The following is a 25,202-nucleotide window of genomic DNA, read 5'->3' as shown; positions in this document are numbered from 1 at the left end:
TAATTGCAACACCAAAAACTATTAATTTTTAGATGAAATACTAGCGTATCTTATAGTCTATAGTTTTTAAAGTTTAGTTAAAACTATATCCAGTATCATCAAAAAAACTGCAAACTTCATGTGGTGCAAAATCAATCGGGGAGTGGAAACATGAATTTACGTAGAGATGCATTGCAAATCCTCAAGGAAACTAGCCGAACTTTTTATATCCCAATTAGTCTTTTACCGCCAGGATTACAAGAAGCAGTAGCATCAGCATATTTGTGTATGCGTGCCATTGATGAAATTGAAGATCATCCCGAAATAGATAATGCGACTAAAGCAAAGCTGTTAAGAAGCATTAGCCTGACATTACAGGCAGGAGTTGATGGCTTCGCAGTAGAGGCTTTCTTTACAGGATTTAATGGGTATGAAAATACCTTAGAAGAAGTTACTCTGAGAATTAGAGAATGGTTGCTGCTAGCACCTGAGACTATTGCACCTCGAATTTGGGATGCCACTGCTGCAATGTCAGACCGAATGGCTTACTGGGCAGAAAGAAACTGGGAAATTTATACAGAATCTGATTTGGATCGTTATACTTTTGGGGTTGCAGGCGCAGTGGGATTGTTACTTTCGGACTTATGGACTTGGTACGATGGAACACAAACGAACCGTACCCAGGCGATTGGGTTTGGTCGCGGTTTGCAAGCAGTTAATATCCTGCGTAACCACACTGAAGATTTAAGGCGTGGGGTAGACTTTTTTCCAGAAGGCTGGAGTGCAGAAAATATGCAAGAGTATGCGCGGCGCAATCTAGCTCTGGCAGAAGCTTACACCAAAGACCTTCCTACCGGCCCAGCCTTAGATTTTTGCCAAATTCCCTTAACCTTGGCTAATGGCACCCTTGATGCTCTTGCTAATGGTAAAGAGAAACTCAGCCGCAGTGATGTTTTTGCACTTATCGAACAGCTAATTAGTGTGAATATGAAAGCCAGCTAAATAGTCTGTTAAAAACTAATGGAGATAATTCTAAATTGCCTCCAAATTCGGGCATCCAAAATCCTACAGCGATTTTTGTAGGATGGGCACTGCCCTCTAATACCAATTTTGGTTGAATTTTGGATGGCAACTTTGGTGTGTTTCGAGTGCAACTGGGATTTTAAATTCAAAGTCTGAGACTTTACTCTGTTCTAGCAATGTAAACAAGTAACTCAAACATTTATTAATACAAGTATAATCAATTGCATTATTTTTGCGACTATTTACGTAATACCAGGTAAACTTTAGGAACTCTTCAAAGGATTTCCAGCAAAAATTACCTGGCAAGAATTGATTAATGTCTAAATAATTAAAAGAGAGTGTAACGCTCCCCGTGATTATTCGTGCAGCGAGTTGACAGTGCATGAGCTACTGCTTAAATCCTATCTGTCCCAATCCAGAAAATTTGGTAAATAGCCAAAGTTGTCAGTCTTGTGGCTCGCAACTACTGTTGCGCGATCGCTATCAGGTGATCAAACCATTAGGTCAAGGTGGCTTTGGAGCTACCTTCTTAGCCAACGATCAAGGCTTACCAGGAGAACCGAGTTGCGTAATCAAACAATTACGCCCATCAGGAAGCGCCCCACACGTTTTACAGATGGCCAGAGAACTCTTTGAACGAGAAGCCAAAACTCTAGGTAAGATTGGCAATCATCCCCAAGTACCAAGGTTGCTAGACTATTTTGAAGATCATGAACAATTCTACTTAGTTCAAGAATATATCAGTGGTGATACATTGCAGGAGGAGGTCAAACTTAACGGCATCTTGACCGAAACTGGAGTCAAGCAATTCTTAAGCGAGATTCTACCACTCCTCCAATACATTCACGAGCAAAAGGTGATCCATCGTGATATCAAGCCAGCCAACTTAATTCGTCGCACTCAAGATGCCAGGATGGTACTTATCGATTTTGGTGCCGTCAAAAACCAAGTCACTCAAGGCGCGATCAGTCAATCAGGGCAAACAGCATTAACTGCTTATGCGATTGGTACTCCTGGTTTTGCACCTCCAGAGCAAATGGCTATGCGTCCAGTCTATGCCAGTGATATTTATGCTCTGGGGGTGACATGTATTTATTTACTGACTAGCAAAACTCCTAAAGATTTAGATTACAATCCCAACACTGGCGAGATGATGTGGGAGCAACTTGTGCAAGTGAGCGATCACTTGAGCAATGTATTACGAAAGATGTTAGAAGTTTCTGTACGTAATCGCTATCAGTCAGCCGCAGAAGTTCTTAGAGCATTGGAAATAGAACCATACTTAGAAAGTTTAGCAAAGGGTTTACTGATTAAATCAGATACTGGTTCTAAAGAGCGAACACACAACTATCTGGAAAATTCTGCTGTTTTATGTAACAACTCTTCTGTTGCTGCCACCAGTGCAGGAGTGGCACAGGTAGCGGCAGCAATTCGTGCCAGACGAGCTAAGGCAGCAGAAGCTGCTGGATCACACCAGGGTTCTGGGATGGGCAAATCAACCACTTTAGCTAACAGCAACAGTAATGGTTTGCAAGTTCAAAATTCTAAAGTTGAGCGTAAGTTAGATACCCAAAGTTTGTTAACCGCCTATCAAAAGGGAAGACGAGATTTTGCTCTTCACAATTTAAGTTTGTTGAACCTGCAAGGTGCTGACTTATCAGGAACAAATTTCCATTCCACTCAATTCCAAAAAACTAATCTCCAGGGAGCTAATCTTCACAATAGTGACTTTGGCAGAGCCAGCCTTAGTAAAGCAAATCTCAAGGATGCTAATTTGACCAAAGCATACTTTAACCATGCTGATTTAGAAGGGGCAGACCTGCGAGGTGCAGACCTCAGTAATGCTTATCTCAGCAATGCTAACCTGCGAGGAGCTAATCTATGTGGTGCTAATCTCACTAGTGCCAAAATTTCTGATGAGCAGCTAGCACTAGCAAAAACAAATTGGATGACCATCCGCCCCAATGGTAAACGAGGCTTATTGTAAGTTGAAAGTTGAGATTTTGGAGCCAGAGCAAGCCACTGGTTTCCAGACTATTTGCCTACTTTTTAATGAGGTTTAAAGAGGAGCAAGTCTTAGTTGAAACTATATTGTTTCACAAGGCTTTGATTTTCTTATTGGCATGATAAATTAACTCTTATTTTTCTTGATAAAACTTAGATTTATTCAGAGCGCGTATTGGTCTTATTATGAACAGCTCAGAATTTTTATAGTTGCTTTGTTCGATAGCCATCACTCTTACAAATATTAAGAAATATCCCATTGTCTAGCAAAAATACGGTGATGATTGGCAATTCTTAATCAAATCTTTATAATAATCATCTGTTACAAATAACAAATGATTATTTACAATAAACAATAAAGTATCACAATAGTTTTTCCTTAGTATTTATATGCTCTTTATTGCTATAAACGACAGGGGTTCTGGTAAGTAAAAGCTGTAAAATCTAACGCTCTTAAGCCACTCAAGTTTTCAGATGGCAGTAGAAAGTGAAAAATTAATTAATTATCCCTGATTGTAGGCTGAAGCAGAATAGTCACAACCGAAATCAGGCAATACAAGGTTTATATATCATGGCTGACTTTGCACAAACAGAAATAGAACGGCGATTAACTTTATATCAAGTATTCCTTAAATTGTATGAACACCACAGCAGCCTTTTAGATGAAATTCTTCAGCTAGAAAACCTATCTCAACCGTCGTTGAAAAAGATGAAGGTACGTTACGTACATGGTGTAGTGGATACGTCTACTGTTTATTTGATGACTAACTTGTGTGACAATCAGACCCAAAGTTTACGACAGCCACAGCAGATATGGACAATAGGTCGTAATCAGAACAGTGGTATTTGCATTGCTGATAACTATATGTCTCGTCGCCACGCGGCTATTCAATATATTGATGATCAAGGCTTCTACTTCATAGACTTCAACAGTACCAATGGCTCATTTGTGAATGGCGATCGCGCTTTAGAGCCGATCAAGCTCGAAGATGGCGATCGCATCCGTCTAGGCAATATGACTTTTGATTTTTTTGTGAATTATACGTGCCGTGTTTTGCCAACTGTAGCAATGGAGTTATTGATGCAGCTTGTGCATCGTAAAAATGACAATCAAGTAGAAATACTTTCTTTTCCGCGTGATAAACAAAAATATATACCTGAGAAAGTAGATGAGAATTTAGAGATTTTCCGAAATTCCCGGCTATTTGAGAAGCTTGAACATTATTATGACAACTTTAGTTCAGAACAGAAATCAGAAATTTTAGACCGCTTTTTTAGCAGACAAATACCATAAAATCCCAGTTAAAAAATTGAAAATTGCCATAATTTTCAATTGGGTGAAATATATACAATTCTTAGGGGCACAACAATGTTAATTGTTGTGCCCCTACTTTTACCTGATTAGAACTAGAAATGCCTAACGAATAACTGATCAACCTTTTACAAAAAATGGGTTAGCTGTTTTTGTAACCCATTACACATTCAAAATTGCAGATAAATAAATCCACATTCCTTATTCTTCTGGTTCTAAATCGACATCTTCCTCTTCATCTTCTTCACTGGCTTTAGCTACGGAGTTAGCAGAAACAACAGCGCCTTTATCTAGCTTTTCACGCACCAGTTTTTTAATTTCTTCAGCGAATTCAGGCTTTTCTTCTAGATACTTAATGGCGTTGTCTCTTCCTTGGGAGATATTATCGCCGTTGTAACTATACCAAGCCCCCTTGCGGACAATAATGGAAGTTTCTTCTGCCAAGTCTACAATACAACCCAAGGTAGAAATCCCTTTCCCAAAAATTATGTCAAATTCCGCTATTCTGAAGGGCGGCGCTACTTTATTCTTGGCGACTTTGACTTTAACGCGATTACCAAATTCATCTGTACCTTTCTTCAAGGTTTGAATTCGACGAATATCCAAGCGCACCGAAGCGTAAAATTTCAATGCATTACCTCCAGTCGTGGTTTCTGGGCTACCGTAGGTAACACCGATTTTTTGCCGCAACTGGTTAATGAAAATTACTGTACAACCAGATTTACCAATGTTGCCCGTAATTTTACGCAGAGCTTGGCTCATCAACCGCGCTTGCAAACCAACGTGAATATCACCCATATCGCCTTCAATTTCAGCACGGGGAACCAGTGCTGCTACTGAGTCAATGACTACAATATCAACCGCAGCAGAGCGTACAAGCTGATCGACAATTTCCAAAGCTGATTCGCCAGTGTCAGGTTGGGAAATCAGCAAATTGTCAATATCTACACCCAATGCCGCAGCATAAGTAGGATCAAGGGCGTGTTCAGCATCAACGAAGGCAGCAATACCGCCATTTCTTTGCACTTCGGCGAGCGCGTGTAGCGCTACTGTAGTTTTACCGGAACTTTCCGGCCCATAAATTTCTATGACCCGCCCCTTGGGTAAACCACCACCCAATGCTAAATCTAGGGTAAGCGCTCCACTAGAAATTGTTTCCACCCGCATCCGGGTAGCATCGCCCAGGCGCATGATTGCCCCTTTACCAAAGCTGCGCTCAATCTGGTTTAGCACCATAGTCAGTGCTTTTTGCTTGCCGGAAGTATCGGTGTTGATAGCCATTTCTGCCTCTAATGCCTCTAATCTAAATATATGGTTTTAAGGAGTGTCGGTGTCGAAGTTTGAGTAGAACAGATATACTATTTTAACCAGAAAATTCTGGAATAGGACTTCTCAAATCAAAAAAGGGTGTGACAAGATCGTAACTCGATCGCTACCAGATTAGGGTAGTTTTGCACAATGATACCAACTTGCATTCAGAGATAGCTTTTTTTGGCTGGGTAAGCAAGGGTTTTCAAAGAAAAATTATTTAAGCAACACAGGCAATGGTATTCAGCATATCATCGATAGGACAGGAGCATCATCGGGTAAAGGGAAGATGTAGATGGCTTCTAGAGTGGTGGGAAAAAAGTCAATTGAGAGTTAGTGATGAAGATTGTTCAGGAAGTTTCTTTAATTAGTGTTGGAAGTTTTGAAGAATCAAGCGATTGGTATATCATTCGTACTGAAATTCGTGATGCTATCTCTCTAATTGTCTATCCTCCCGGTACATCCAGCTTTACAATCAATCCAACAAGGCATGGTAATGGTGTCAAGCCAATTAAAGAAGCTTGCATGATTGCCTTAAGAGATCGGTTTGGATGGAGTCTTGAAACTCGAATTAAATATGCAACTAAATCACCAGGAAAGGTTGATGCAACAAAGGTCATTGACAATTATCTTTTCGCTCTTGAGTGGGAAACTGGTAATATTTCCTCAAGCCATCGAGCAGTCAATAAAATGATTCTCGGATTACTACGTGGTATTTTTCTAGGTGCTGCCTTGGTACTCCCTAGCAGAAAACTTTACCCTTACCTAACAGATCGAATTGGGAATTACGAAGAGTTAGAGCCATACTTTGATGTTTGGCGGGCAGTTCAAATTCAAGAGGGTTTTCTTATAATCTTTGTAATTGAACATGATCGCTTAGATAGCAATGTACCAACACTTACTAAAGGTACTGATGGTCGTGCCTTGGTCTGAAGTTTCCTGCATACATTCTATGTAGAATAAGGAATTGGAAGTTGTAACGCAGTTGGCTTGCTTTGTTTTAATTTCTTGCTTCCTCTTGCCGATTCCCATTGTTCTATGATGCCATTAGCTAGATCAGTTAATCGTTCTAGTGCTGGATGTGTATCGCCTATTTCTGAGCCAATCCAGTAACGTTGTAGTTTTTCTGCTGCGTAAAATGTAGTGCCAGAGCCTCCAAATGGATCAACCACAATTTGACCCGGATTAGATGCCATTGCAATAATTCGTTCTAGCATAATGGGGGCAAGTTCGTTGGGAACTCGTTTTTTGTGCCGACGATGCCGAACTGGTGGAATGTCAGCCCATATTTCCTCTGTTAATGTCCATAAAACTTCAGTAGAGTCAGCTTCAGAAGCATCTTCCCAAACTTCTTCTGGCGCATCCCAAACATCCATTAAGTTGATACCTTTCTCATTAAGTTTTTTGCGATGTCCACCATAGTCACGAATTTCTCCACCGCAATGTCGACAAACTTGAATGGGTGTGTAAACTTTGTTGAAGACTGCTGGTTCTCCTTTGGTGTAGTAAATTAGTCCGTAGTGAGCAGGAGACATCTTCTTACCTCTTGGAAAAGATTTTGGCATTCTACAAGCAATCCAATGCCGAAAACACATCCCTTGCCTATTGAGGTATGCACCATACTCGATGCACCATTTGGGTAAGTTGAATACAAATAGACTTCCACCGGGTTTAAGGACTCGAATGCTCTCACTAAGCCACTGTTGCGACCATATTAAATATTTATCTGCCTCCATTTGATCGCTTACACCTTCACCATATTCTTTACCAAGGTTAAAAGGTGGGTCAGCAAATACCAGATCCACAGATTCGTTAGGCAATGCTGAAAGGAGTTTAACACAATCTCCCTGATAGAGAATTCCATACTCACTTTTATAAATCTGTTGCAATCCTTGTTGAGTTGCAACATCAGTCGCAATCAGTTGAAAAGGGAGCATTAATTTTACCTTTAGTACTTTATTGTAGCTTGAGTTTATAAATTCTATTGACAATTGTCAATAGAATTTTTCTGAGAGGTTGTACTACGGGGTTGATAGGGTTTTCCAATAGGCTGATTCTTATATCTCTCTACTTCAGCAACTTCTATGTAATAATAACGCCCTAGTTTGCAGGCTATAATCTGACCATTCTTAATTAAGTCGTGTACTCGCTGACGGGTTATACCAAGTAAATTGGCAGTTTGAGCTACAGAGACTAATTCAGAACTGTTGTTAGAAGCAGAGTCTGTCATACATGTTTTCTTGAGCAAGATTTACATTTTAGTCGGTAAGCGCAATGATGATGATGTCTACAAAAGATTGAAGCGTTTACTGGGTTAAGCTTTGGTTTTCATTAAAATGCTAGAATCTCTTCAGCACAAATGCTTTCAGGCATCTTTGATGACTTTCGACCTTCCCGACTCTCTGATTCTTGATACAGCGCTTTCAGTTTCTGGATTAACTGACTATATCCGTTTGCTGTTAGAGCAAGATGAACAATTGCGGCAAGTTTGGGTAACTGGTGAAGTTTCCAGTGCTAACCACCATCGCAGTGGTTTATTTTTTACGCTGCAAGATACCGATCGCACCGCCGGAATTAAATGTGTGGTATGGAATAGCCAATTGCCAAAACTCGCCCAAATGCCAGTTGCCGGTGAGCAAATAATTATTTTGGGTAGTATTCGCCTATATCCACAACGGGGAGAGTATCAGTTATCAGTTTGGCAGACTCTACCTGCTGGTGTTGGTTTACAGGCGTTGCGCTATCAACAACTCAAAAATCGCTTGCTGGCTGAGGGGTTGTTCGACGCGCAAAGAAAGCGATCGCTCCCCATCCACCCTCAAACGATCGCTGTTGTCACTTCCCCAACGGCTGCTGCTTGGGGTGATATTCAAAAAACCCTCAATCAAAGGTATCCAGGTTTACACGTTTTATTTTCTCCAGCGACGGTACAAGGTGAGCAAGCGCCTGAATCTATCGTGAAGGCAATTGAGCGAGTGGAAAAAGATGGACGCGCCGAAGTGCTAATTTTATCGCGGGGTGGCGGCGCGGTGGAAGAGTTAGCCTGTTTTAATGATGAACGAGTGGTGCGATCACTGGCTAGTTGTTCTATCCCGGTAATTACTGGTATCGGACATCAAAGAGATGAATCTTTGGCGGATTTAGTTGCAGATGTATGTGTGCATACACCCACTGCGGCAGCAGAAATGGTTGTGCCATCACTTTCAGAGTTGTATACTGAACATCGGCAGCGAGTTGTCGCTTTACATGAGGTGGTGCATGACTTTAGAGAAAATGCCAAGAATAAACTGCAAGTATTACGTAATCGTTTGCGACGTTTGCGGTTAGATCGGCAAGTGCAGCAAGAGGTGGAAAAGCTAACTTGGAAGCGTCAGCATTTGGTGCAAATTACGACGGGGCGATCGCAGCAAGCAAGGCAGCATTTAGAATTATTACGGCAAAAGTTGGCAACTCTTAACCCGAAAGCTGTATTGCAGCGTGGTTATGCAGTGGTGAGAAGGGAAGATGGGGCGATCGCTCGTTCGGCGGCGGAGTTGGCTGTGGGAGAAGATTTGTTGATTCAGTTGGGGCAGGGTGGGGTTAGAGTGAAGGTTGTAGAAGTAAACGAACCGTAGAAGTAAACGAACCGCAGAGGCGCAGAGGACACGGAGAAATTAATGGTTAAACGTAAAAGTGCTTCTAGTTCTGATTCGATGGAAGGTTGGAATTATGAGGCGAAGGTTGCTGAAATCGAGGGAATTATTACTCGCATTGAGGCGGGTGAGTTAGAATTGGAAGCGGTGTTTGACCAATTTGCCAGTGCTGTTGAGTATTTGCGTCAGTGTGAAACTTTTTTGCAGCAGCGACAGCAGCAGGTGGATTTGTTGATAGAAACATTAAGTGAAGAATAGAAGCCAGACTTTTTAGTGTAAGTTATTTAGGAATTTAAATATAATTAAACAGCTAAACTAGTTAAAAAGAAATAATTTTTATTATCAATATTTTTTAGTAAATCTCCGTTTTCACTCATATTTAAATCTTCCCAATATCCAATACCCAATTCAGAGTTATAACCAGGAGTTTGAGAAGTTGAGAATAACTGATGAAACGATTGATTTAACGAACTGCGATCGCGAACCGATCCACATTCCAAATCTGATCCAGCCTCACGGAGTTTTACTGGTTTTGCAAGCTCCCACCCTGGAAATCATTCAGGTAAGTAGCAATAGCCAGGAAGTTGTTGCCCGTCAACCAGAAGAATTGCTGGGCAAGCCTCTGTCATACTTATTCAATGTCAAGCAGATTAAGCTGATTCAACAATGTCTGGCGGAAGATTTTGAGAGCATCAATCCCCTCAATTTGTCTATCAAGCGCCTAAACAAATCAATCTATTTTGATGGTATTGTACATCGTTTAGATAATATCATTATTCTGGAATTGGAGCCGAAACAAGCGAAGGGACAAATAAGCTTTTTTAACTTTTATCAACAGGTAAGAGGAACAATAACCCGCATTCAAAAAGCACCCACACTACTGAAAATGTGCCAGATTGTGGTGACAGAAGTCCGGCGAATCACTGGCTTTGAACGCGTCATGGTCTATAAATTTGATCAAGAAGGGGCAGGCAGCGTCATCGCTGAAGACACCAATCAGGAAACGCCCTATCTGGACTTGCACTATCCACCCTCTGACATTCCCAAGCAAGCCCGACAGCTATACACTCTTAACTGGCTGCGGCTAATTCCAGATGCCAGTTACCAGCCTGTCGCCTTAATTCCAGCGAACAATCCTTTGACAAATCAACCGCTCGATCTGAGTCTATCGGTGTTGCGGAGTGTTTCTCCGATTCATCTAGAATATCTGCAAAATATGGGCGTTACTGCCTCTATGTCTATTTCTCTGATGCACGAAAAAAAGCTTTGGGGATTGATTGCCTGTCATCATTCTTCGCCCAAATATATTTCTTACAATATTCGCACTGTGTGCGAGTTCATTGGACAGGTGATGTCTGTGGAACTGGCAAACAAAGAAGCGAGTGAAGACATTGATTACAAAAGCCAATTGAAATCATTGCAAACTCAATTTGTTGAAGAGTTATCTCAGGCTGAGTATTACCTGGATGGTATGGTGCAACTAAAATCTCAATTACTTAATCTGGTTACAGCCACGGGAGCAGCGATATGCAGTGGCGACCAGTGTATTCGAGTGGGTAAAACGCCCTCTGAAGAAGAGGTTCATGCCTTACTTGATTGGATTAAACTGCATCTTTATCATAACTTGTTTGAGACGCGATCGCTCACGAAAAATTATCCTGCCGCCGAGTCATATCAAGCGATCGCCAGTGGAGTTTTAGCCCTAGAAATTTCTAGAGTTCATCACAATTACATTCTCTGGTTTCGTCCAGAAGTAATTCAAAGCGTGAGTTGGGGCGGCAACCCCAACAAACCTGTAGAAGTTTTCTCAGATGGCAGTTTACGGATGTCTCCTCGCAAATCTTTTGCATTGTGGCAAGAAACGGTGAAAGGATGTGCCCTACCTTGGAAACCTTGCGAAGTTGAAGCGGTTACTGAACTGCGAAGCCTGGTTGTGGGTGTTGTGTTGCGCCAAGCAGACAAACTAGCATCGATGAATTTTGAATTACAACGGAGTAACGAAGAACTCGATTCCTTTGCCTACGTTGCCTCTCATGACCTGAAGGAACCTCTGCGGGGCATTCACAATTATGCCAACTTTTTAATGGAAGACTATGCAGACGTATTGGATGACAATGGAATTGCCAAACTCCAAACTCTGGTGCGCCTGACGCAGCGAATGGAAGACTTGATCAACTCACTCCTCCATTTCTCCCGCTTGGGACGCGCCGAACTGATTCGGCAACCAGTGAATCTGAATGACGTAGTGCAACAGGTAATCGGCACTTTGACCATGGCCCGACCCCAAAGCGAAGTCGAATTTCGCATTCCTCAACCTCTGAAAAGCGTTCAATGCGATCGCGCTCAGATTAATGAACTCTTCAGCAACCTAATCAGCAACGCCATTAAGTACAATGATAAACCGCAAAAGTGGGTTGAAATTGGTTGCGTTGAAGGAAATGGCGAAAGCAAAATTTCTCCCACTTCTCTGACTTTCTACGTTCGTGATAACGGCATTGGCATTCCAGAAGAACATCTTGACAAAATCTTTCAAATCTTCCGCCGCTTACATGGGCGGGACGACTTTGGAGGTGGGACTGGCGTAGGGTTAACCATTGCCCGCAAAATTGTGGAACGGCACGGTGGTAGAATTTGGGTGGAATCTATCCCAACTCTTGGCAGCACATTTTACTTTACCCTGTCGGCGGAGGCAAATAGATGACTCGCATTTCAGTCTCCCCAATCCAGCAAACGCCCCTACTTTTAATTGTGGAGGATAGCAACGAAGACTTTGAGGCACTGCAAAGATTTCTCGGACGATCTTCCGTTGCGATCGCCATCCAACGGTGTGTGAATGGGGAACAAGCCTTAGCATTTCTTTATCGGACTGGCAGGTATATTGAGCGCGAAAGTGCGCCCCGTCCCGGCTTGATTGTCCTTGATTTGAACCTGCCCGGAACCGATGGACGAGAAGTGTTGCGCCGGATTAAACAGGATGACAGCTTAAAAATGATTCCGGTGGTGGTGTTTACTACCTCTAACAATCCCAAAGATATTGAAGTATGTTATCAATACGGTGTCAACAGCTATATTGTTAAGCCAATCAATTTTGCTCAACTGAAACGAGATATTCAGATGCTAGTGGAATATTGGTTTGAAGTGACAACGCTGCCTGGTTTCCTAGAGGATTAGTCATAAGGCAAAAATTTTGGGTTTTTGAGACGCGATAAATCGCCGTCTCTACAAGTCTTTTAGTCTTATCTGAACTGTAGTGTCTTTCCCCCTGTCCCGAATGTCACTAAGAAAACGTGAAACCTTTGTCTGAGGAAGGTGTGGGAGGTGTGGGAGGTGTGGGAGGATGGGGAAGAAATCTGGCTCCCCACACTCCCCTCTCTCCCCACACTCCCCCCTCTCCCCCTCTCCCCTTGTCCCCTTGTCCCCTGCCCCCTGCTTGTTAGGAACTCAGCCATTCCTACCAATCAGAGTTGCAATTGCCTTGACTAACTCATCTGGTTCAACGGGTTTAGACAGATGCCTTTGAAATCCTGATGCGATCGCTTGTTGCTGGTTGATTTCTCCCGCATAAGCAGTTAAAGCGATCGCGGGAATCTGTTTAGCTTGCTTTAGCTGCAATGCTCTAATTTGGCGCATTAGCATATAGCCATCTGTCTCTGGCATTCCAATATCACTGAGCAAAATATCTGGTTCTGACTCTGCCAATGCTTGCAGTGCTTCTTTTGCTGATGCTACAGCAATTACATTTGCCCCAGCCTGTTCTAGGACAAATGTATGAAACTCACGGGTATCATCGTCATCGTCTACAACTAATATTTGAATGCCTGTAAGAATTTCAGTTGTAGAAGAAGCATTTAAAGGATCAATGTTTATCTGTTGTTTTGAGGTTAACTCTTTTTTGATCAGGGGTAGCCTAACTCTAAAAATAGCTCCTTGCCCTTCCCCTAAACTTTCTGCCCAAATCCTGCCACCATGTAGTTCTATCAAATGACGGACAATTGCTAATCCTAACCCCAAACCACCAAACCTTCGGGTTGTTGTGCCATCAGCTTGACGAAAATATTCAAATACATGAGGGAGAAATTCAGGGCTGATCCCTTTACCTGTATCGCTGACGGTAATCTGAGCTTGAGAATCAATTCGTTCTAGTTGAATATTAATTTTTCCTTCTTCAGGAGTGAATTTGACGGCATTTGATAAAAGATTCCAGATTACTTGTTGTAAGCGATCGGAATCACCCAAAACTTGCCCCAAAGAAGCATCTAGCATTGTCTGAATTTGAATATCTTTAGCCTCTGCTGCCAAACGTACTGTCTCCAATCCCGCCTCAATCACCAGTACTAGGTTGACGGGAAACATCTTCAGGTTAAGCTTGCCTTGTAAGATCCGAGAAACATCAAGCAAATCTTCAATTAGTTGAGCTTGTAATTTAGCATTCCGCTCGATGGTTGCAATCGCTTTTTTGATCTCTGCTGGCTGAAATTCACGGGTTTGTAAGAGTCTTGCCCAACCAAGAATGGGATTGAGAGGCGATCGCAATTCATGGGAAAGCACCGCCAAAAACTCATCTTTAATCCGGTTGGCTGTTTCGGCTTCAGTTCTGGCAGCTTGTTCAAGTTCCAGGAGGCGATCGCGTTCGGCTTCTGCTGTCTTGCGTTCTGTAATGTCAATCACTGAGCCAATATAACCTTTAAATTGACCGTCCACCCCAAACCAAGGATTAGCAGCATCGATTGTCCAGCGATACTCGCCGTCTTTGCGCTGCAAGCGGTACTCCATGCGGAAAGCCTCACAACGCTTGCTAGCTTCCAGAAAAATATTCCTAGCCTCATTGTAATCTTCTCGATGTACGGCGTTCAACCAGCCAAATCCTAGACTCGTTTCTTCCCTTTGACCGGTAAAGTCATACCAGCTTTTACTCAGATAGGTGCAATAGTTATTGGTATCTGTTACCCAAACCATGAAGGGGGCATTGTCAGCCATGTTGCGGAACTGTTCTTCGCTTTCACGAAGTGCTTTCTCTGCTTGTTTGCGATCGCTGATATCTGTAACAAAGATGCTTACTCCGTCACCAAAGGGGTAGACGCGCTTCTCAAACCAGCGTTGCCAAGGAGGATAGAAGTATTCAAACTGAACAACCGTCTGTTCTGCCATCGCCCAATGAACCTGGGTATAAAACTCGCTTTTGGCCATATCTGGAAACACTTCCCAAATCATCCGATCTAGCAACTCTTCCTTTTGGATGCCCACAACTTCTGCTACGCGATCGTTGACAAAGGTGTAATTCCACTCCCGATCCAACACAAAAAATTGGTCTTGGATGCCAGCAAGGACAGTTTCTAAGTGTGCTTTTGCCACCTCAGCTTCAATGCGTAGCCCTTGCTCTCGTTGCATTGCCTCCTCACGGAGACGAGCCATTTTTAGGGCTGCCTCCACCCGTGCTAACAATTCCCGAGCCGAGAACGGTTTAATTAAGTAATCATCGGCTCCCGCTTCTAAACCTTCCACCCGTGCCTCTTCCCCCGCCCGCGCTGACAGCAGAATGATGGGAACTTTTTTCGTTTGCGGATTGGCCCGTAATTCTTGCAGCAGTCCAAAGCCATCTAATCCAGGCATCATTACGTCCGTCAATACCAAATCTGGGACACGCCCACGGGCAGAATCCAAAGCCGCTAAACCGTCCGCCACTGATTCCACCTCATACTGCTGACTTAACAGCCGCTTAACATAATCGCGCATGTCTGCGTTATCATCAGCCAGGAGAATTCGGGGAGAAGAAGGTGACAGGTTATAGGTGACAGGTGACAGGTAAGATTCCTCCCTATTGCCTATTCCCTGTTCCCTATTCCCTTCTTCAGGTAGCCAACGCAAAGCTTCTTCTAGATAGGGGGTTGTACCTAATGCAGTTGAAGCTAAGGTGCGAGGGGCGCTAATCCGGGCTGGAAGCAAATGAGCATATCCCGTTGGAATTGATACAGTAAAGCAACTACCTGCTCCTAGAACACTGGTTACTTTGACTATTCCACCATGCATTTGCACCAATTCTTGCACCAGTGATAATCCAATTCCTGACCCTTCAAAAGTTCGTCCTTGCGCCCCTTTGACACGATGGAATCGTTTAAAAAGATGGGGAATTTCTTCTGCTGGGATACCAATTCCTGTATCTTTGACTGCAAACTCAATATGGTCGTTTCCCCACTGCAAGCTTACCGCGATTTTTCCAGTCATCGTGAACTTGAAGGCATTGGAGAGCAGGTTAAGAACAATCTTTTCCCACATTTCCCGATCTACATACACTGGTGCTGGAAGGGAAGGACAATTGACTAATAATTCCATCCCTGCGCGTTCTACTGCTGAACGAAATACACTAGCTAGTTCTGCGGTGAAAGTGGCCAGCTCGGTGGGTTCATAAGAAGCTTGAACCCGTCCGGCTTCGATGCGCGAGAAATCTAGCAGACTGTTAACTAGTTTTAGCAGGCGGAGTCCATTGCGTTGCACCATTTCTAACTGCTCTCGTTCGTGGGCTGGCAGTAGGCTGGCACAATTAGCTAAGGTTTCCTCTAATGGCCCCAACATCAGGGTTAGAGGGGTACGAAACTCGTGGCTGACGTTGCTGAAAAATACAGTTTTAGCGCGATCAATTTCTGCCAAGGCTTCGGCGCGTTTGCGTTCTTCCTCGTAAGCTTGGGCGTTGGCAATACTGGCTGCAATTTGAGCCGCAACTAAATCAATGAATCTTCTATAGTTATCGTCGAATAACCTGAAGGGATTCAACCCAGCAATTAATATACCAGCTTTTCCCGTCTTACCGGATGCTGCAATTGGTACTGCGATCGCTTGATGGGGCGATCGCTCCCAAACACCACAGGGTAAGCTACTAAAAGACACTTCCAAATCAGAAATTAGTTTTGCCTGATGCGTTTCGATCACTTCCGCAAAGGGCCAAACGCAATCAGAATCGAGATCGACTATTTCAGGTGCTGCTACATGATTCTGCCCGATGCGGCATGTTCCAGCCAGAAAAACTTGTTGCTGATCTGGATCAACCAGATAAATCATTGCGAAAGGCAAATCGTAAGGGTTGCTTTCCAGACAATTTGCACTTAGTGTACAGGCTTGATCGAATGTCCGCGCGTCTGCCGTCCTAGCTGCGAGTTCGCGCAAAAGTGCTAACTGACGTTCACCAATAATGCGCTGAGTGTCGTCTGTATTGGCACAGATTATCCCGCCTGTGTCGCCCTGGTCATTAGGAACTGGGCTGTATGAAAAAGTATAATAGGTTTCTTCTGGATAGCCGTTGCGCTCCATAATTAGCAGCAGCGCTTCGTCATAAGTACCCTCGTTCTTCAACATCGCTGATTCTGCTCGCGGGCCAACCTGATCCCATATTTCCCGCCACACGCAGGAAGCTGGCTGACCAAGTGCTTCTGGATGTTTGCCGCCAATAATAGCCTTATAAGGGTCATTATAAAGGTTTATGAGTTCTTCGCCCCACCAAACAAACATGGGTTGGCGGCAAGTCAGCATAATTCGCACGGCAGTCTTTAAACTCTGTGGCCACTGCTGTGTTGGACCAAGGGAGCTTTTTGACCAGTCCCATTCTCGCATCCTAGCACCCATTTCACCCCCGCCGATAAGGAAATTTACGTCGGCGTTGCTTGCTGACGTTGACTCGTTCTTCATTAATTCCTCTCGGTTGGTCATGCGTCGGTTAAAGGCTATATCTGTGGTCGTCTTTTTGCCAAAATCCCCTCTAAATTAGACGTTGATGCTCCTAAATAGTCATTTTAGAGGATATTCAAAGGTATATACAATTAAATACAGGCTCTGCCGTGACTTTTCAAAGCATTTAAATCGTCTTTTAGGGCAAGTTGCTGTTTTGGCTCTCTTCTATTGTCAACTTTATATGACCGATATTCCAAGCTATCAAGCAAGGTCAGTTTTTATTCATAACTCACAATGCCTACTCTTCTTTTAGGGAGTCTATTTTCTTAAGAATTTAACATCGTTCACTTAACTCCTTGAGTAGATTATTAATTCGCTCTATTCTTAAGGGATAAGGTCTTACATCTCCATTTCCCAAGGGTTAATTGTTAGGAACTTAATACTAAATTCGGCAGCCAACTTTTCTTTAGACATATTTAACTCTTGCCGCAGGGCACGAATTAGTTTGCCAATATTAGGTTGCTTTGCCACAAGTCGGCTTACACTATGAGTCATATATATTAAGGTTCATAAAGCACCATATATTAACAATTTTTACGACAAAATCTTATTTTGCGTCTACTGCTCTTGAGATAGAGATTGTGAACTCAAATCAGAGCATCACAACATTATCATAATTTTAATTTATTGTTTTAAGAAACAAGACTATTTGATTTTATTCTATAAGTCGCTTTATCCTGAAATCAGTAGAGATTTGAACTTTACAAGACTTACACAAACAATACTGAAAATCTTTCTTTTCAGTAGGGGCAATTTATGTAGACGCATACTCTTAGGTCGAAGCAAGCTACGCGGAGTGTCTGTCTGCAACACGTGTACGTTTGCGTAGCCTCCCGTAGGGAACCTAGAGAAACAGATAAGCTACCCGCAGTAATTATCCGTATAGTGTGTAGTTTTGCGTATGAGATATAAAAGTACGTGTCTTGCCAAAATTTAAATACCAAACTAACGCTAAATTTACCAAAAAAATTTTGGTGTACCTATCTTTTAACTTTGATAAAACAAATAAGGAGAATTGTTAAATGCTAGATCAGCAGATTGATTGCCCCAGCAGACCCAAGACAAGCGCAATGATCATGAAACTTTTCCAAATTACTCTAGTAGTCTTAGTACTTTTAATCAACTTAGTAATTGCTTTCCCTTCTTGGGCAGAAAAAACGCCTTCTTCAAATAACAATCCTGACTATTTTCAAGTAGGGCAAAAAGTCATTTGGCTTTACAAGGCTCGTGCAGATTCTAGCGATGTTCAAAGAATTCCTGCCGAAGTAGTTCAGTTAAGTTCTAAGCAAGTACAAATCAAGGTATACAAACATAACCACGAATTTGTCAATCGTTGGGTAAATCCAAATAAGCTTGAGAATTTGAAAAAAGTCAAAGAGTCAGTATTTTAAAATTTATAGGACTTACGCAATAACTCTCTGAAACTCTTATTTCTCCTTGTCCTCTGCGCCCTCTGCGGTTCGTTTTTTCATGATCTTGTGTAAGTAATGTTTTAGCTATATGGAAGAAAACCTACTACAGCAAGACGTAAATCCATCTATCATCTCAACTAATAATAGAGGTAGGGGCAATTCATGAATTGCCCCTACCAATCTCATACCATAGTGTAATAATTTTCTAATGTTTTATTTTTTATAGATCAAAAAAACCGAACCAATTGGCCCAAGATTTTCTACATAAGTTTTCTGGTTATAATACAATCCTGGAGACATACCTCCATCAAATAAAATTCCTTCTTGAATATTACCTAAACAGTTATTGCTAGCAATGCCTTGGAGGACATTATCAAACATATCTGGCAGTAACTCTTGATTAAGTTGAGATAATTCAATCTCTGAATTAGCTTTCAAGTCATTAACTAATAGTATTACATAGCCTTGATTAGTGATAGCAGCCAGAGAGCGATTAGTTGCATTTTTACAAGCAAATTCTCCCAAATCTTGACAAATATCTTTAAACTTACCCTGACGATAGAATCTGCCATTACCGCCTACTAAATTGTAATTGAGAATATCGTTTTTTCTTCTACCAGCTTGGATAGTAGCCTGCCTCTGGTTAGGTGTACCTCCTGATATCCCAAAGGAAGAACGTTTATTTTTAAACGCTCCTGAATATTCTATACCACGAGAGACATTTAAACCTTGTGGCTTATTATCAGTATCTATGTAGTCGGCATTAATTGCGGCAATGGGTAGCTGTCCGTTCAATTTGGCATTCTCATCGCCGATGAGTTCATGAAACTGTTTTGGAATGTATTCTTTACGCAGCTTAGCTCTGACATCTTTGGCGTAAAGTTGATGAGATAGACCAACATTAACTTTGAAATCTAATTCTGCTGATTTGGGATTAAAAATAATCACATTGTTAATACCTCTGGAATTTTTTTTACCTTGATTATTGGTTTTAAAAAAATCAATACTGAATTTAGGATCTTTGCCAGGGCAAGTTTTAGATGCTTTGGGGACTGGATTTGCTTCAATCTGTTGACAACCTGATAACAAGCTTGCACCAATTATCGAGATAAATAACAAAAATAATTTTTTGGTTGACATAATAATGCAAAAAAACCGCTACAGAATTACTATAGCGGGGAATAATTTAAAATGTAAGGATTCAGAAGTCAGGAGTCAGAATCCAGAATGATTAGAAAATCAAGGATATTATGGCTTCTTAATTATGATTTCTGGATTCTGGATTCTGAATTCTTGCTTTAAAATTTCAGTCTGAAATTAATCTGAATAACTACAACTTAAGAGAACCATTCTAAAACAGCTTCTTCTTTAGTGTTAGTATTGCGAGATGGTGTCTCACGATTAAATTTCATCTGAATTGACCGAGTTTGCTCACCATCCGCAGCTACAGCCAGAATTGGATAGTCAATTAAACCATCCTGGAAGGACATTTGGAAGCGGAATGTTCCATCTGGATTTAGCTGAATTGGACGGCCGCCAATGGTTACGGTAGCGTCGGGTTCGGTTGCACCGTAAACTATCAATTCAGCATCGGCAATTAACCAGAACTGACGTGGACGCACTGGAACGGCAGAAGCGGAGAAGCCAGCACCTGACATTCCTGCACCGGAAGCGGTTAAGCCTGAGACAGTGGGAACTGCCCACATACCCACACCAGATGGGAAAATGTAGGAACTAAGGGCTTGTTCAGGACGCGCTGAACCTGGTACTTGATGCTGAGAACCGAAGATAGAACCAGCAACTCGTAGCGCTTCGGCAGATTCGGCTAAACCAAAGATTTGGTCGTAGATAGGATTGCCGTTAGTGTTTACACCACCATTGGCGGTAGCTGTAGCTGCAATCTTCTTGGCTGGGGGAACTAGTTCGTACTGAGTCTTACCGCGCAAATCTTCTTCAAAGTTGACAGTGATGAAGACATCTTCAATCCAGTCTGAAGGATAGACGGGGGGAATGTGTACTCTAGCAGAACGAGCTAGTACTAACCAGCGACCATCAGCAGCACGATAGCCGATATCTATCACATAATCGCGATCGCTAACTGGAACTGGTAGATACCATTCTCTAGCTAGTTCATCAGCAGGATATTCTTGAATGCTGTGAGGGCTTTGGTATTCGATATTGATGTCGGTAACATCATAAATCCGTAGTGCGAGTTGTTGTCCACCTTGGCGGCGTAGTTCCTCTTTATGTTCATTGGGGATATCCCAGTAAGTGTAAGCCCACTGTGGATCGCGTGGTAAGAGGACAATCCGGCTTTCACCATAGCCAGAAGGCAAATCTGCGAGTCCTTCATCAACATCAGCTAGAGATCCACCTGTACGATCTTCCTGACCTAATTCAAACTTAGCAGCTTCCACGGTTTCCTGTGCCTCCAATGAACGAGATGGACTGAGCAAAGTTTTGCTTCGCTGGACTTCTAAAATTGATGCCAGCAATTGTGATTTACGCATTCGGCTATAGCGAGAGATGCTATATTCGCTGGCAACTCTTCGTAGTTGCCGTAAGGTCATCTCCTCTAGGGGCGGGCGTTCTTTTGCCATTAATTTGGCCTCCAGTAGTGTAAGCGGTAAATGATTTCCCCTGGTTAAAGAATGCTATATAAAAGGTCATCCACATCCAGATGAATTTCTTATTCCTGACTCCTGGTTTTGCCCAGTTTTAAGTTTTTTAATCTGTTTTTAAATTGAGGTAACTTCTAGGCAATTCCTGGTTATGCCAAAATTAGCATTTCTTTGGGATCGAAGAAGTTCTGTTTGTTAAGTCAATATTAACCACTAAGCATATCTAGGGATCAAGTGTTTTCTATAGCTTTTTTGACTATATTACGAATTTATAAGCTTTTCTGGGATCGCTATGTCATGGTTTTATGACATTTATTGCTAGCACAGTGTTGCCCTCTAGTACAAATATCAAGTTTCCATGACATTTAGCTGTAGGCAAGGGAGCAGAGGGAAGAGGGAAATGACTCCTGCTATGGAACCTACGGTGTACACACAAGTCGAATTACCCCCCTTAATCCCCCCTTGGAAAGGGGGGAAACTAGAAATACAGTTCCCTCCCCGTATGTATTGGGGAGGGTTAGGGAGGGGTAAAACTTACGCTTAAACTCAGATGAGTGAACTTTTTCAGACTTGTGTGTACACCGTAGGCTATGGAACCGGAAGATGGGTTTGAGTCCGCTACTTCAACAAGCTGGGTTAAATTCCCCCTGTCCCCTCGCTACAATCAGTTGACATCCTCCCAGTAATGCGAAAAAGTGAAACGAAGGGCGATCGCTCCCAGGATAAACTCAAATGACTAAACTGATTCTGGTTGTAGACGACGACAATTTTATGCGAATGCGTCTGTGTAAGCAATTGACAGATGCAGGGTATCAGGTGGAAGAAGCAAGTAACGGGCTAGAGGCGATCGCTATCTATACTCGCCTCCAACCAGATATAGTACTGTTGGATATTATGATGCCGGTGATTGATGGGTTTAGTTGCTGCGCTCAACTGCAAGCACTTTCCAACGGCAAAAACACACCAGTGTTAATGATTTCTGCTTTTTCCGATCAGGCAACCGTAGATAAAGCTTTTGCTTTGGGTGCAACTGACTTTATTACTAAGCCGATTCAATGGCCAATATTACATCTAAGATTGCGCCGTCTTTTGGAAGCTAATCATGCCATACAGGAATTAAGACAGCAAGCTACACAGGCACAATTGCGGGAAGTCGAACTCAGGATAGCATTAGATGCTGCTCGTATGGGCATCTGCAACTGGGATCTGTTGACGAACAAAATTACTTGCTCAGATAATCTGGAAGCAATTTTTGGCTTAGAGAAAGGCACTTTCAACTACACTTATGAAACTTTTCTCCACTGCATTCATCCCCACGATCGCGATTTCGTCAGGCGATCGCATCAGCAAGCTGTTGAGGATAAAGCCAAATATGAAATTGAATTTCGAGTTATTTTACCCAATGGGAAAATTCGTTTTTTAGCAAACAAAGGAGTTGTCGTTGTAGATAAGTCTGGTACAGCTGTGCAAATATCTGGGGTATACATGGATATCACCAAGCGCAGGCAAGCGGAGGAGGCCCTAGAAGTTCATGCTAACCAGCAAGTAATGGTGGCAGAACTAAGTCAAATGGCTTTAGCTGGTGCAGATTTGACTACACTAATGAACTCATCTGTAACAATTGTTGCCCAATGCCTCAAAGTTCAGTTTTGCAAAATTTTGGAACTCCTGCCAGATAACCGGAAATTGCTGCTACGTGCTGGAGTCGGTTGGCAACCTGGACTTGTGGGAAAGGCGATCGTGAGCGGGGAGATAAATTCTCAAGCTGGTTACACTCTGCTTTGCGATGAACCAGTGATTGTTGATGACTTCCGTGCCGAAACGCGATTCAATGGGCCATCACTGCTACATCAGCATCAAGTGGTGAGCGGTATTAGCGTAGTGATTTATGGCAAAGAGCGACCTTTTGGTGTCTTTGGGGCACACACAACCAGACACCACATTTTTACCAAAGATGACATTTCTTTTCTCCAAGCTGTTGCCAATGTTCTCGCTACAGCCATTGAGCGCCAACGGGTGGAAGAAGCACTCAAAGAAAGTGAAGAACGCTGCCAGTTAGCCGTGCAGGGCAATAATGATGGCATTTGGGACTGGAACGTTAAAAATAATCAAGTATATTTCTCAACTCGCTGGAAAGAAATGTTGGGTTACGCAGAACATGAAATTTCCAATCATTTAGACGAATGGGCAACACGAGTACATCCAGATGATATTGGATTTGTCAGACAAGCGATCGCCGATCACTTTGCTAAGATTACCCCGTTTTTTATCAGCGAACATCGAGTCCGGTGCAAAGATGACACCTATAAATGGGTTTTGGATCGCGGTCAGGCAGTGTGGGATGAAGATGGTAATGTTGTGCGAATGACAAGTTGCCATACAGATATCACTGAACGGAAACTGGCAGAAGAACAACTGCGTCAGAGCGAAGAACGTTTCCAAATAGTCGCCCTTGCTACCAACGATCTTTTATGGGACTGGGATTTGCTGACTGATGAGGTGTGGTGGAATCAAGCTTTAGAAAAACTTCTGGGTTACTCGAAAGAGCAAATAACATTTACCGCTAATTGGTGGTATGAACATATACATCCAGACGACAGGCAGAGAATCGCCTCCCAAGCGCGGACACTGATAGATAGCGGTGAAAAATTCTGGTCAAATGAATACCGTTTTCGTCGCAGCGATGGTTCTTATGCCTATATGTTCGATCGCGGTTATGTCGTTCATGACCAAACAGGTAAACCAGTGCGGATGATGGGCGCGATGATGGATATCAGCGAACGGCAAGCCGTACTGCGCGATCGCGATCGTGCCCAAGCAGCATTAGAACTCCAAAATTTGCGATCGCAACTATTCGCTAATATCACCCTGAAAATTCGTCAGTCTTTACAAATCGATGAAATTCTGCAAACCAGTGTCAAAGAAGTGCAAAAGCTACTGCTTGCCGACCGAGTATTAATCTTGCGCCTACAGCCAAATGGCTCTTTCATAGCGGTTCAAGAGGCAATAGTTCCTGGTTTACCTGTTGTACTGGGGCAGCAAATCATCGACCCTTGCTTTCGCGATGATTATATTGAGCAGTACCGCCAAGGACGAATTAATGTCATTAACGATATCAAAGAAGCTGATATCCAACCTTGCCACGTCGAATTACTGGGACGATTTGCCGTTAAAGCCAACCTTGTAGTCCCGATTTTCCTCAAAAATCAGCTGTGGGGACTGCTAATTGCCCATCAGTGCGCCCATCCCCGCCAGTGGACTAGCTGGGAAATTGAACTTTTACGACAGCTAGCAGATCAAATAGGCATTGCCTCAACTCAGAGCCTCATCCTAGAACAAGAAACTCGGCACAGAGAAGAACTCACGCGTTCTAATGAAGAACTAAAACAATTTGCATTTGTCGCCTCCCACGATTTGCAAGAGCCACTGCGTAAAATTAAAACTTTTGGTGATCGGCTCAAAAGCACCTGTGGCGACACCTTAAGCGAACAAGGACGTGACTATCTAGAACGAATGCAAAATGCTGCATCAAGAATGCAGATATTAATTGAAGACTTGTTAACACTTTCACGAGTTACTACCAGAGCGCAACCTTTTGTATCAGTAAATCTGACAAAGATTGCCCATGAGGTATTGTCTGATTTAGAAATTTATGTGCAGCAAACTGGAGGAAGTGTAGAAATAGGACAGTTACCCACCATTCAAGCTGATCCTATACAGATGCGTCAATTGTTGCAAAATCTGATTGGTAACGCCCTCAAATTCCATCGCCCACAAATACCACCAGTTATCAAAATCTATAGTAAGATATTAAACAATCAAGCAGATAACATATCTAGTAATTCTGAACTTTGCCAAATCATCGTAGAAGACAATGGGATTGGTTTTGAAGAAAAATATCTCGACCGGATTTTTAATGTTTTTCAACGTTTGCATAGTAGCATTGAATACGAAGGCACTGGTATAGGTTTAGCGATTTGCCGAAAAATAATTGAGCGTCATCATGGACATCTCACAGCCCAAAGCAAACCTGGGCAAGGAGCAAAATTTACAATCATATTGTCAATTAATTCCCATTCTTGATTTTTATTCCTAGAGAGGGATTAATAATAAATCCCAAAATTAGCTTAATTGTACAATTGCCACTCGTAATTTCTAAGACTGATGTATTGTACAAATCAACCATAATGTT

17 protein-coding genes are annotated in these 25,202 nt (G+C 42.5%); 10 read left to right on the top strand and 7 right to left on the bottom strand.

Annotated features, from left to right (window positions below):
• Positions 1–150: 150 nt before the first annotated feature.
• The 3 genes from FD724_RS28570 to FD724_RS28560 all read left to right on the top strand — a co-directional run bounded on the left by FD724_RS28570 (position 151) and on the right by FD724_RS28560 (position 4,300).
• The gene (locus tag FD724_RS28570) at positions 151–981 is read left to right on the top strand and encodes a squalene/phytoene synthase family protein (protein ID WP_179074926.1); all 831 of its coding nucleotides are present in this window, start codon (positions 151–153) and stop codon (positions 979–981) included.
• A 403-nt stretch (positions 982–1,384) separates the two neighbouring features.
• A complete protein-coding gene (locus tag FD724_RS28565; protein ID WP_114082453.1) occupies positions 1,385–2,989 on the top strand; it encodes a serine/threonine-protein kinase in 1,605 nt (534 codons plus the stop codon).
• A 588-nt stretch (positions 2,990–3,577) separates the two neighbouring features.
• On the top strand, positions 3,578–4,300 hold the full coding sequence (locus FD724_RS28560) for an FHA domain-containing protein (RefSeq protein ID WP_179074925.1): 723 nt from the start codon (positions 3,578–3,580) through the stop codon (positions 4,298–4,300).
• A gap of 219 nt (positions 4,301–4,519) precedes the next feature.
• Here the strand turns inward: FD724_RS28560 and recA are convergent, their stop codons facing one another.
• Positions 4,520–5,599 (bottom strand): recombinase RecA, encoded by a 1,080-nt coding sequence (gene recA / locus FD724_RS28555; protein WP_179074924.1) that lies wholly within the window; start codon positions 5,597–5,599, stop codon positions 4,520–4,522.
• Between the two features lie 366 nt (positions 5,600–5,965).
• Between recA and FD724_RS28550 the strand changes: the two genes are divergently transcribed.
• Positions 5,966–6,559, top strand: a complete 594-nt coding sequence (locus FD724_RS28550; RefSeq protein WP_179074923.1) for a restriction endonuclease — start codon at positions 5,966–5,968, stop codon at positions 6,557–6,559.
• Between the two features lie 17 nt (positions 6,560–6,576).
• On the opposite strand, the gene FD724_RS28545 is transcribed toward FD724_RS28550, so the two are convergent.
• Both FD724_RS28545 and FD724_RS28540 read right to left on the bottom strand, forming a co-directional pair.
• Complete coding sequence (locus FD724_RS28545) at positions 6,577–7,563, bottom strand: site-specific DNA-methyltransferase (RefSeq protein ID WP_179074922.1); 987 nt, start codon at positions 7,561–7,563, stop codon at positions 6,577–6,579.
• Between the two features lie 44 nt (positions 7,564–7,607).
• Positions 7,608–7,856: a helix-turn-helix domain-containing protein gene (locus FD724_RS28540; RefSeq protein WP_179074921.1), complete on the bottom strand. Its 249-nt coding sequence runs from the start codon at positions 7,854–7,856 to the stop codon at positions 7,608–7,610.
• 148 nt (positions 7,857–8,004) lie between these two features.
• Here FD724_RS28540 and xseA point away from each other — a divergent pair, with 148 nt between their 5' ends.
• The 4 genes from xseA (at position 8,005) to FD724_RS28520 (ending at position 12,429) form a co-directional block, all read left to right on the top strand.
• Complete coding sequence (gene xseA / locus FD724_RS28535) at positions 8,005–9,240, top strand: exodeoxyribonuclease VII large subunit (protein WP_179075655.1); 1,236 nt, start codon at positions 8,005–8,007, stop codon at positions 9,238–9,240.
• A 42-nt stretch (positions 9,241–9,282) separates the two neighbouring features.
• Entirely contained in the window at positions 9,283–9,516 is a 234-nt protein-coding gene (gene xseB, locus FD724_RS28530) for an exodeoxyribonuclease VII small subunit (protein WP_179074920.1), read from the top strand.
• A 184-nt stretch (positions 9,517–9,700) separates the two neighbouring features.
• The gene (locus FD724_RS28525; protein ID WP_179075654.1) at positions 9,701–11,959 is read left to right on the top strand and encodes an ATP-binding protein; all 2,259 of its coding nucleotides are present in this window, start codon (positions 9,701–9,703) and stop codon (positions 11,957–11,959) included.
• Positions 11,956–12,429, top strand: a complete 474-nt coding sequence (locus tag FD724_RS28520) for a response regulator (protein WP_179074919.1) — start codon at positions 11,956–11,958, stop codon at positions 12,427–12,429. Before FD724_RS28525 ends, FD724_RS28520 begins: the two co-directional genes overlap by 4 nt.
• Positions 12,430–12,699: 270 nt before the next feature.
• On the opposite strand, the gene FD724_RS28515 is transcribed toward FD724_RS28520, so the two are convergent.
• Positions 12,700–16,935 (bottom strand): ATP-binding protein, encoded by a 4,236-nt coding sequence (locus tag FD724_RS28515; protein ID WP_179074918.1) that lies wholly within the window; start codon positions 16,933–16,935, stop codon positions 12,700–12,702.
• Between the two features lie 381 nt (positions 16,936–17,316).
• A complete protein-coding gene (locus FD724_RS28510; RefSeq protein WP_179074917.1) occupies positions 17,317–17,472 on the bottom strand; it encodes an XRE family transcriptional regulator in 156 nt (51 codons plus the stop codon).
• Between the two features lie 527 nt (positions 17,473–17,999).
• Here FD724_RS28510 and FD724_RS28505 point away from each other — a divergent pair.
• A complete protein-coding gene (locus FD724_RS28505) occupies positions 18,000–18,368 on the top strand; it encodes a hypothetical protein (protein ID WP_256874379.1) in 369 nt (122 codons plus the stop codon).
• A gap of 234 nt (positions 18,369–18,602) precedes the next feature.
• Here the strand turns inward: FD724_RS28505 and FD724_RS28500 are convergent, their stop codons facing one another.
• Both FD724_RS28500 and FD724_RS28495 read right to left on the bottom strand, forming a co-directional pair.
• On the bottom strand, positions 18,603–19,529 hold the full coding sequence (locus tag FD724_RS28500) for a phosphodiester glycosidase family protein (RefSeq protein WP_179074916.1): 927 nt from the start codon (positions 19,527–19,529) through the stop codon (positions 18,603–18,605).
• 197 nt (positions 19,530–19,726) lie between these two features.
• Positions 19,727–20,989 carry a DUF4912 domain-containing protein gene (locus tag FD724_RS28495; RefSeq protein ID WP_179074915.1) on the bottom strand — a complete coding sequence of 421 codons (1,263 nt, stop codon included), beginning with the start codon at positions 20,987–20,989 and terminating at the stop codon, positions 19,727–19,729.
• 753 nt (positions 20,990–21,742) lie between these two features.
• Here FD724_RS28495 and FD724_RS28490 point away from each other — a divergent pair.
• The gene (locus FD724_RS28490) at positions 21,743–25,093 is read left to right on the top strand and encodes a PAS domain-containing protein (RefSeq protein ID WP_179074914.1); all 3,351 of its coding nucleotides are present in this window, start codon (positions 21,743–21,745) and stop codon (positions 25,091–25,093) included.
• The last annotated feature ends 109 nt before the right edge of the window (positions 25,094–25,202 follow it).

Source organism: Nostoc sp. C057 (assembly GCF_013393925.1).
GTDB classification, from domain to species: domain Bacteria; phylum Cyanobacteriota; class Cyanobacteriia; order Cyanobacteriales; family Nostocaceae; genus Nostoc; species Nostoc muscorum_A.
The sequence above is the reverse complement of the archived record's forward strand: the minus strand, read 5'-3'. Positions and strand labels throughout refer to the sequence as shown.